3 protein-coding genes are annotated in these 10964 nt (G+C 46.8%); all 3 read right to left on the bottom strand.

Going from position 1 to position 10964, the window contains the following annotated elements:
• A partial coding sequence (locus ACOJUO_RS25430; RefSeq protein ID WP_422138586.1) for a hypothetical protein occupies positions 1-3811 on the bottom strand: 3811 nt, incomplete at its 3' end.
• On the bottom strand, positions 3808-9402 hold the full coding sequence (locus ACOJUO_RS25425; protein ID WP_422138585.1) for a hypothetical protein: 5595 nt from the start codon (positions 9400-9402) through the stop codon (positions 3808-3810). The genes ACOJUO_RS25425 and ACOJUO_RS25430, both read right to left, overlap by 4 nt.
• 534 nt (positions 9403-9936) lie before the next feature.
• Positions 9937-10920, bottom strand: a complete 984-nt coding sequence (locus tag ACOJUO_RS25420; RefSeq protein ID WP_422138584.1) for a transposase — start codon at positions 10918-10920, stop codon at positions 9937-9939.
• Between the last annotated feature and the right edge of the window lie 44 nt (positions 10921-10964).

The following is a 10964-nucleotide window of genomic DNA, read 5'->3' as shown; positions in this document are numbered from 1 at the left end:
GCTCCTCTGGTGAGTACTGGAAGGGAACACCGTCATTTTCGTCGGCTTCCTCTGCAGCTCTCAGGGCTTCCCTTAATATCTCTAATTCCGCTTTTTTGCCCTCTGCTGCTCTTTTCAGATTCTGCTGTTTCCGTGTCAGTTGCAGAATCTTGCCGCCAAAACCATCATCCCCACCCAGTTCCAGCTGTTTGTTTCTCAGGGCATCAATACGGGCGTCATGGGTAGCAGTGGAGTCTGGCTTAAGACCCAGATTATTTTCAATGGCTTTAAGACTTGCTTCATGATCCTCCAGAGTTTCCAGTGCTTTTGATATTTTTACTATTTTGTCCATTATTTCTTTATTGTGCTCAAGTTTGGTTTTAGTTTTCGGATCTATGTCTTTGGAGTTGTCAATCGCCTGATTTTCAGTATCCAGAGGCGCTTGTGATTGCTTTTCTTCATCCTTGGCACTGGCCAACTCCATTTCTCTAAAATCGTGCTCATGCAGGAACTGTGTAACCTGAGTGTACTTTCTCCTGGTTTCTGGCAGTTCGCCCTCTGCGTGATTGACTTTATCCTTACCATGAGACGCTTGATAGTCTCTAATGGCATTAATGTAATTAGATCCTTCTAAATAATTATCATGGTCAAACTCAAAAGGGATTTTCAGGGCTCTAATGTTAGTGTTCAGCTGATGAATGAGGCCAACCCGTTTTTCTGCATAGTATTCGCTTTCCTGAAGAAAACGTTCGATGTCGTTTAATAGGTCTTCAGGGGTTTGATTATCATTCTGAGTCAGGCCAAACCTGGCATGAATGCGTTTCAGTGATTTATGGAGAGCCGTAATGTATTTATCTCTGTCGGTGGGGACGTCAGTAGAATCTGTGAATACCACCTGTTTACGATCAACAGCATCCAGTTTGCGATGAAGTTCCTCCAGCTCAGTTTCAGCTTCTTCTATGCTTACTTTCGCTCTGGCCAGCTCTCGATCAAGAACGTATCGGGGCTTAGGTCCCAGGCGAGCCATTTGCCTGTCAAGCTCATTCTCAATGGCTGCAACGCGCTCATTAACATCGGGCTGACCCGCATTGAAAACTTCTTCATCCAGCCGCGCGAGTGTCGCTGTAATCAGACGGTTCTGGTCTTTGAGAGGAGCATCTTCTTTATAATTTTCAATGTTGAGTTGAAGAGCTATTTCATTGTTTCTGTCTCTTTTGACACTTTCATGGTTATAGAGTTCGTCTACTTCATCCGTTAATAACCAAATTTTGGTACTTAGAGCATCCTTTTTTTCATCCAGGCTGGCATCTTTTCTAAATTTTACTTTCAGGACATCGGCCAGTGTAGCAATGAAATGCTGGCCTCTTTCTTCAGCCGCAGAGTTTTCGCTAATGTCGATGTTCAGCTTTTCCTCTACAACTTTAAGCAGCACTATCTGTTGTTTTGTGATTAACTCATCAGCGTCTTCGACAAGAAAGTTAAGACGCCCTTGCAGCCTCGCAAGTTTTAATTTCCCTGTTTCGTACGTCGGTGCGATGTTTTTTTTCCGGACCCTGTAATCTATATCAGCCAGCATTTTTTCGGTGACATCATCGCTCTCAAGTTTGCTACGAACCCTGTTAAGTCTTTCTGCATTGCCATCATCTTCATTGACTTTGATCCCGACGATTTCTTCTATGATTTTCAGTATACGCTGCGCCTCTTCCTCTGCATTCTGTCTGACATCAGTGATGTATGTCTGAATTTCCTCAGAAATGGCGTGACGACGGTCATAGACATCTTCTTTTCTATCGAGGTCATCCATCTTCAGGGCTTTTTCCACAGCCGTCAGTTTCTCTACTACTTCAGGCATGGCTTTGGTATGGTCTGGTGTTCTGATGTCTTCCAGTTCTTCTTTCGAATCTGTAAGAATATGAACTCTGTTGTGTATTGGCTGTATCAGTGCCGACAGGTGCTGTTGAATGGACTGAAAGCGGGCACCCAGGTCGTTTTCATTATCGGGAGTAATACCGAGTTGGCCTTCAATAGCGGCCAGATTTGTTTTTACAGTGTCTTTGTCATTAAGTCTCTCTCTGATGCGTATGGCTTGCTCTTCGGGTGACTGGGCATCATCCCAGTGATCAATACCAAGGGCTTCTGCCAGCTCAATGTTGCGAATTTTTATGGCTTTTTCTCTGGCATTACGAACTTCCTGTTTCAGTGCCGGAATTTCCGCGACTTCCTGCTGAAGTTTCTGTAACTGGTTTTGCAGTCCTTCCTGCAATGAAAGAGACCGCGCAAGGTCATGCTCAGCTTTAACTTCAATTTTTTGCCTGAGTTTAAGTGCCAGGATTTTTTCCCTCTGAATCAGCTGTCTGGCCATGTCGGCAGTGACTTTGGCCGCAAACGGATCGTCCTGGTAAGCCACATCGGCCCGTAATTCGGCGGCAACGGGGTTCAGAATACTCTGAACAAAATCCTGGTTCGTCAGAAGATCTCCAAGCACGGATTTGAAGCTGAAGTATTTTGCGAATTGCATCTGCAGCCAGGTTGGCGTGATGGCTAACGAAGCGACTCTGATGTGTTCTGTTGTGAGCTCAAATTCAGCAGCTGGAGATGCCAGAGTTGGAGTAGCACTGACCAATGCCTGCTGGAGAAATTCGTAGCATGCAAGTGTATTCAATGCCCGTTTATCTTCGTTTGTAAGCGTCGTTGGCTCTTCAGCGCCGTGCCGCGCAACAATCTCCTCCAGCACTGCCATCTGCCTGCTTCGAATCACGTACAGGTAGGTTTCGACCTTACCTTTTTTAACTTTTGTTGCCGCTGACGGGATGGTGTAGTCAGCCTCCGCTTCTTTCCAGAGGTTATAGATGTTTTCTACAAAAGTGAGATCATGCGGATTCGGCTTCTGACCATGGAAGACGATAACCTCCCCCGGAGCTTCTGCTACTTCCAGTTTTGGGTAACCCGAGGGCACAGGACAAAGCTGTTTGTCACCCTCGACGTGGACAACATATCCGACGGGTTTGTTGTGCGCTAACAGTTCATTAAGAGCTTTCTGTTGTAAACCTATTTTCAGAACGTGAACCTGGATGTAGGCAGAGGCGGCGGCTGCCAGAAGAACATCATCATTGACAAAGAGTGATTGACCCAGACGTTGCAGCTCAGGAGGCTGATCGCCCGCAGCGATAAGACGCATGAAGGTACGCCCATTCACTGCAACTTTTTCTACTTCAATGGTGGCAAGTTCGACATAGTGATCACTTGCGCCAAGGTCTCCTGCTTTGTCATCAGCTGCTCCCAGCACAGCATGCAGCAGTTGGGGGTGGGCGATTTTCGTTAATGGTTCTAATAATTTAATGCCAACTAATCGACGACGGACAGCCCAGACTGAATCCTCGTCGGTCATTCTGCCTCTGACTTCAATGACCAGTTTCTCTTCTCCAAGGTTATGAGTGAACCTGAAGATTCCTTTATTATCCACCTTCAGAATTTTGGTGTATTTCTGAGCAACGTCGTTCTCGCCTGTTTCAAACTGATCAACAGTGGAAACGCCACCATAGATATTATAAAGAATGTCTGTAAAGCTTACAGAGTGAATACTGTAGCTCGTTCTGTCATGATTCTGATCAATGTAGAGGGTGTTAATGGATTTGGGTATTGACTGCTGGTCATCCCCTACAGCTGGCATAACAGTGACTTCACTCTGGGTAAACTCCGCATGTCTATAGCTCAGAAAATGGACAGATTTCGTCTGCAGCCTGCGACCGGCCAGTGCCGGTGTAGCTATCATGGAAGCACTGACGGCAACGGCCACTGCAAGGCTTAATACACCAGGGCGGAGATATGTCATTTTACTGCCTCGAAGAAGGCACCCAGAGTGTAGGAGTAAGGAATACTTTCTGCGTGGGAAAACGACCATTTGGGCACATTTTCCCTGAAGTATTTCTCCCAGCCATTCTCAAATAGTTTCATGGTGTGATCGCGGCGTTCACGGAATTGCAGGTAATTTTCGTGTCGAGTCCAGCCATGTATCATGTCATTTGCTTCAACACGGTCTGTATAGGCTGCATCGGTTTCACCGAAGCGTTGAGGCGAAGTAGTATCGGTGCGCATCACATATTCATCGTCCGTTTCACCTGCGCCTCGCCAGCGATTAATCCTGTCAAGAGTGCGGCCCAGAGGTCCACCCAGCCATTGAGTGAGCATCTTGTTGTCGTTCATAAAGAAGTCGAAAGTGAGACCCGATGCCAGAGCAAATCCGAAGGTTTGAGCACTGGTAAATCCTGCTATAAGACCGTGGGCGTATGCTCCGACGGTGGAAATTGGGCCCAGCATGAGACCGGCTGTGGCGGAGGCCAGCGTTTTCGCTGTTTGTGGTGTTACCCTGTGCAGCAGGGGTACCTGAATCCCTTGCCTGGAACCCATGGATTGCACTATTTCGGGCACCAGACGGAAAATGCTGCGATACATTTGCGGGTTGGCGTTGTACTGTCTGGCAAACAACATGGAGCCGGTTCTCAACAGAATCACTGCAGAAGCGGCCTTGCCCAATGGCGTGGCCAGTCCGCCCAGTTCAGAAACTTTTTCAATTCCTTTGTGGTGGGCATATTGTGCGGTTCGGTCAAGATCAACACCATAGCGTTCCAGCCAGTGCTGAAAAGGTATGAGCATCCGGTGCAGGTAATCACCCCTGTTGGTCAGATCCAGAAGATAGAGGAATGCCATGTTCGACAGGGACAGATCGGCAGCCTGCCAGACGGTATGGGTCGCCAGCAGGGGTTTGTAACTGGTGTAGTACCAGGTGACAGCCTGTACCAGAAAAGCTGAAGGTTTGACCCAGTAATCATTGAGCTGCCACTCAACTGCTGCGACATGAGCCAGCATCAATGTGTTATGGATGGCCTTGATCAGGTCTGATTCAGACAGGCCAGCAACATTGGCATAAGGTGTCAGGGTATCCTGAAGATTGTTCAGGAAGGCTGCCGTCCTGCGGCCATTGTCAAAGGCAATATCGTCAAGAACATAGTTGGCGATGACCGCAGCTGCATACTCTTTCATGCCGACAACAGACTCTTTTATACCTGCCGGGTCAGTGGCCGCCACGGTCACAGGATTAAAGGCAGTCTGCATGAATTCTTCAGCCCCCTCATCAGACAGTGTCCCGACAACGACTTTGAAGCGAGGCACATCGACACCCTGTTTGTAGCCAAGCAAGTGTTCAAATTCGGCCACTGTCTGATAACCATCAACACCTCTGACGGCCTTAATGTAGTTTTCGAGTTCAAGCTTGCTGATCAAGCCTTCCCTCAGCAGAGTAATGATCTTGTTAGCACTGGCAGAATGGGCAGCGAAGTATTCCGAGAAGCTTTCCAGGTCTTCAGGTTCATGCTCGACGAAGTGAATGTCTGTTTTGCCCATGGCGCGAATTTCGTTCTTGAATTGTTGAGACCCTATTTCCATCTGAGACATGGCCTTGAGCACCAGAATATCAACTTCATCCAGCGCATCCTCGGGCTGATCATACAGCGGCTGGACAGGGTATTTTGGAAAGCTGGTCTTCAGGCTCTTAAAAACTTCCACAATCCGACTGGCCTGTTTAAATGTCAGTGTGTCTCCGGCCAATGCCTTTACGCGAATGGATGCAAATTCATCGTCAAAATTGAAAACCGGAAGAAATGGCATTCCCTTATCGCTCTCCATTGTTGCTACGTGCAGGCCAATTGCGGCTTGCAGAGCTTGTTTTTTGAGAGGGTGCTGCTGCATGAAGTCGTTCATATCGGTCAGCAGTTTTGCATGTCTCTCTGTGTACTGGATGGGACTGCGGTCATTCTTGACGGCTTCTTCGGCAACCTTCAGGACATTTTTCATTCTCACAACGTCTGCTTTACTGGCTTCAAGTTCAGCTTCCAGACGCATATAAAGGGACGGTTCCTCAATCAGTTGCTGGATCTTGCCGCCAGTACCATCGTCACCACCCAGTTCTACCTGTTTGTTTCTCAGGGCATTAATCCGTTGTTCATTAGTGTCAGAAGCGTCTGGTTTAAGACCCACAGCTGCTTCAGTGGCTTCAAGAAGCGCGTCATGATCCGCCAGGTCCTGTTTTGCAATCAATGCAGCTTGATATTTATGAGTCAGGGCTGAATTCAGCCGATCCCGATCGATTTTATCGGAGCTTGATGGGTTCCTATTGATGTTTTCATAGTCGAACATCTGCTGTTCTTTGCGAACCAGATTTTCTCGTGCAGCAACTTCTTCAGCCATTGCGTTGGCTAAATCGATACTTTTCCTGTCGTGCTCACGCAGGAATTCCGTGACTTGAGTGTACTTTTTTCTGGTTAAAGGCAGTTCATTCCACAATCTTTCCATTTCACCGGTTGTTTCCCGACCCGGAGTATATGAATAACCATTAAAAGTAAGAACGTAATCATCAGCTTCTTCCAGCGAAGCGGGGTCGCCTTTTATCCAGACGCGCAGATTGGTTTTGGCTTTCAGCTCCTCAATGATTTTATCTCGTATGTCTACTCTGTATCCCAGCAGGTAATATATGATGTCCTCTGCCCGCTCTTCGTTGGTTTGCTCGTCACCTGCAGGCAGACCCAGCTGGGTCTGATACTGTTTCATTGCCTGATTGATAGCAATGTCTTCCGGGGTACGTTGGAGCAAAACATCCATATTGTAGTTTGCTTTTTCCAGCTCATTTTCAGCTTCTTTTACTGCTCGCCTGGCTCTGGCTACTTCGTGATCAAGAACGTATCGGGGTTTTGGTCCCAGCAGAGCCATTTGCCTGTCAAGCTCATTCTCAATGACTGCGATATGTTCATTAATGGTAGGCTTAACGACGTTGAAAACGTCTCTAATCATTTTTGAGAATGTTTTATCAATGAGACTGATCCGGTCATTCTGACAGGCATTGTTTTTATCTCCTGAGACAGGTTCATCTTTACAGCGCCTGATTGCGTCAATCTTTAATTCTGAAAGGCTTTTTAACAGAGCAATTATATGTTCACGCATACTGGCATCTTTCTTTAATTCTACTTCCAGGCCGTTGGCCATTTTAGCAATCAAAGCCTTGCCTCTTTCTTTAGCAGGAGCGTTTTCGTTCTTGTCGATGCCCAGCCTGTTCTCTACAGCTTCAAGCATCCTTATCTGTCGTCTTGTGGCTAGCTCATCCGTTTCAACATAAGAGGTAATACGCACGCAAAGCTGGAGCTTCTCAAGTTTACCTTTCCTTCTTTCGTAATCAGGTTTGGGATCTTCTCTCCAGAGGGCTTGAAATTGATACTCCGTCATTTTTTCGATGACATCATCCTCCAGAAGCTTATCACGAACCCTTTCAAGTCGTTCCAGGTTGTTATCACCTTCACTGACTTGGATCTCGAGTATTTCTTCTGCAGTTTTCAGCACATCCAGCGCCTCTTCTTCTGTCCGCCGTTTGGCCTCCTTGAGGTATGTCTGAATTTTCTCAGAAATGGCGTTCCGGCGATCATAGACATCCCCCTCGCTATTGAGGTCGACCATGTTCAGTGCTTTTTCTACAGCAGTCAGTTTCCGAAGTACTTCAGGGCGGTGGCTTGGCGTTCCAGCTTCTGTTGCAGTAAGCCTTGTGGCAACTGATTGGTGGATTTCATGAATTTTTCTGCTGATAAGTCTGGACTGTTCTTCGGGGGGTTGAGTGACATCCCAGTCATCAATGCCAAGCTCTTCTGCCAGTTGCGCGTTGTGAGCTTTTGCGGCATCATTGCGCACATGTTTTTTTAGCAGTTGAATTTGATCGTCTTCCCATCGAAGTGTCTTTATCTGGTTTTCCTGCTCTTCTACTCTGGCACGAAGCTGTTCAAGCTTATCCTCATAGTAATGTATTAGTTCTGTTAATTCGTCTTGATCGCTGAGTTCGGCCTCTTTTACCCTCAGCTTTTCCAGCTCGTTTTCCATTTCAATCAGCTGCATGGCAAATTTGCGCTTGACTTTGGAAGCAAAGCCTTCCTGTTCGCTGGAAGGATCGTCAAAATAATCGTCAGAAAATACGGTGGTATCGGATTTAATTATTTGATGAATATTCTGAATGAAATACCGGTTATTCAGAAGGTTTCCAAGTACGGGTTTGAAGCTGAAGCGTTTGACAAGTTCGACATGCATCCAGGTCGGCGTGATGAACGACGAAACAAATCTGACCTGTGGTATTGTTAATTTAAATTCATCGGCTCGATCTGAACTGGCACAGGTCAATGCCTGCTGGAGATATTCATAGTATGCAAGTGTCACCACGTTGCCAAAGTATAAAAAAGACGTACCTGTTGTACTGACAATGCCCTTCTCGTGCTCTGCAGCTAACTCCTCGAGCACTGCCATCTGCCTGCTTCTAATGTTGTACTGGTAGCTTTTGAGCCGGTCTTTTTTAATCTGTATCGTTTCTCGAGGGCGAGGACTGTTGCGGAACTCTTCCATCCAGACGTCATAGATAGCTTCCATAAAAGCGATATCCGTCGGATTCTGCTTCTGACCACGGAAAACAATAATCTCCCCCGGAGTCTCAGTCACTTCCAGTTTTGGAAAGCCTGCAGGCACAGGGAGAGCCTGCGTGTTATCCTCAGCGTAGATAACATAGCCAACGGGTTTCTGGCAGGACAAGAGTTTATTCAGAGTTTCCTGTTGTAAATCTTCTCTCAGAACATGAACCTGGGCATAGGCAGAGGTGGCTGCTGCTAAAAGCACCTCATCATTGACAAAGAGCGATTGACCCAGACGTTGCAGTTCTGGTGGCTCATCGCCTGCAGCGATCAGTCGCATAAAGGTGCGCCCTTTCACTTCAACCTGGTCTACTTCAATAGTGGCAAGGGCAACATAGTTATCAATTTCGCCAAGACTTCCTGCTCTTTCATTCGCACCTTTCAGCACGCCGACCAGATGTTCAGGGTCGGCGACTTTCGTAAACGGTTCCAGTGGTTGGATATCACTTGATTGAGCACGAACAGCCGAAATTGAATTCTGATCGGTCATTCCTTTTCTAACTTCAATGACCAGTTTCTTTTCCGCAAGATTATGGGTGAATTTGAAGATCCCCTCATCACCGACCTTGAGGACTTTGGTGTATTTCTGAGCAACGTCATTATCGTCCGTTACAAACAGATCAACACTGGAAACGCCACCTTCGATGCCGGAAAGAACGTCTGTGAAGCCTTCAGAAGGAGCCTCGTAGCCTGCTACGGCTTCAGTCTGATCTGGGTAGGTGGTTGTAAAAGATTTGGGTATGGGTTGCTGGTCATGACCTAAAGTTGGCTGAACTATGACCTCACTCTGGATAAACTCCACAGATTCATTGTCCAGAATGTCAAAAGATTTTGTCTGCAGTCTGCGATCGGCCAGTGCCTGTGTACTGATGATGGAAGAGCTGATTGCAATGGCCACTGCAAGGCTTAATGCAGTGGGGTGAATAGTTGTCATTCTGCGATCTCACTGCTTTTGTTATCGTGAAAAGTGATTGTTGCACCAGACGAGGAAGCAACTTTCAAAATCACCCATGGTTGTTAATTGCTCATGGTTGATACGGTAAGCCGAAGTGTTCACCTGTTTCATGGTGAATTGCTGAGGTTGCTGGTGGAAAGCTTGATTGAGAGGTGTTTCTCTTATCATCACCGTGTACTTACAGTTCATCATCCTTTTGCAATTTATTGAAGGCTTCAAGAGTGTAGAAGTAAGGAATGTTTTCTGCAGAAAAAAAAAATAAGACACCCATAAAATAAAAAAAGAAAAAAAATAAGACACCCATAAAAATTAATAAAAAAATAAGACACTCAAAAACCGTATTCCCAAAAAGTATCAGAAAATCTATCCTCAAGTAGCGTATCAACGAGCCACACAGAGAGCCATTAAACGCACAGAGTCTTTCAAGCCATAACTCAGGCAGTACAAATCCATTCCGACATAAGTCGAAGAGAGATAAAGAGAGGGTCTTTGACGTCTTAACTGACTTCTACGCTAACCTGTCAGGTACAAACGACTGCAGGCGTTTAAACCTCGAAGCCACTTCTGTCCGGCTTCAAGTGCATAAGCCTTCATCGCCTTCAGACGGCCAACTGCCCGATAAAAACGATTATTCCATTGCATGGTTTTCAGCCACTCATCCGGATCAATTTCCAATCTTTCAAGAATAGGAGGGGTACACGACGGAATGGAACCTTTCTTGTCTGTCCTGACAACGCGGCCACTCCAGTCAACCAGTTCCAGATAGTCGTGAAGAAGGTAGGGAAGGGCAACGTCCTTATTCTGGCCCTGCAAACAAAAAGGTTTCAGGGTCAGCGGCTGATTTTTAGTCTCAGAATGTCTAACCTGCTCCACGCGTTCCTGAATCGACGTGTAGTCTGATGCTTCCGGTGTTTCTACCTTACCAGCCCGAATCGGATTCAAGTCAACGTAGGTCATGCAGGTCAGTAAAGCTGCCTCGTCCAGCAATGCCTGGCTTTTAAAGCGACCTTCCCAGAAGCGTCCTTTACACTGGTCTTCTTTATTGGCCTCACGAGCAAGGTATTCATTCAGGCAGCGCATAAACCAGCTGATATCCATTAAACGACGCCGGTATTCCTCAGCATATTCATCAATACGGGCCAACTCAGCGCTGCCCAGTTTGTCAGCGGCCAGATACCTTTGCACCAGAAGCGGACCTCTGAACAAGGTTGTCCAACGATGAAGCACTTCATTCCGTGACCAGCCTCTGGCAGATGACTGATTGATGTGCAAAACCACATGATAATGGTTTGACATGACTGCGTAAGCGCAGACTTCGATAGCAAAGACTGAAACCAGTTCCCGGAGTTTATCCACCACCCACTGGCGGCGATGCTCGTAGTTCTTGCCAGTCAGGTGGTTCTCTCCACAGAGGTAAGCCTGACGAACACATCTTGCCATGCATTGGTAATAGGGCGTTGAGCTGGGGTCAATCAGTGTATTGCGGGCCTGAGCCATGGACTCACCTGTTTGGGTAAAAAATCAGTGATGGGTGAAAAAGT

It is taken from the genome of Endozoicomonas sp. ALC020 (genome assembly GCF_049275935.1).
GTDB lineage: Bacteria > Pseudomonadota > Gammaproteobacteria > Pseudomonadales > Endozoicomonadaceae > Endozoicomonas_A.
This window is presented reverse-complemented; position numbering and strand designations above follow the sequence as displayed.

What these genes read in the sequence shown, in the direction of transcription:
- ACOJUO_RS25420 (WP_422138584.1), bottom strand. Translation starts at nt 10,920, where the DNA reads ATGGCTCAGGCCCGCAATACACTGATTGACCCCAGCTCAACGCCCTAT.
- ACOJUO_RS25425 (WP_422138585.1), bottom strand. Translation starts at nt 9,402, where the DNA reads ATGACAACTATTCACCCCACTGCATTAAGCCTTGCAGTGGCCATTGCA.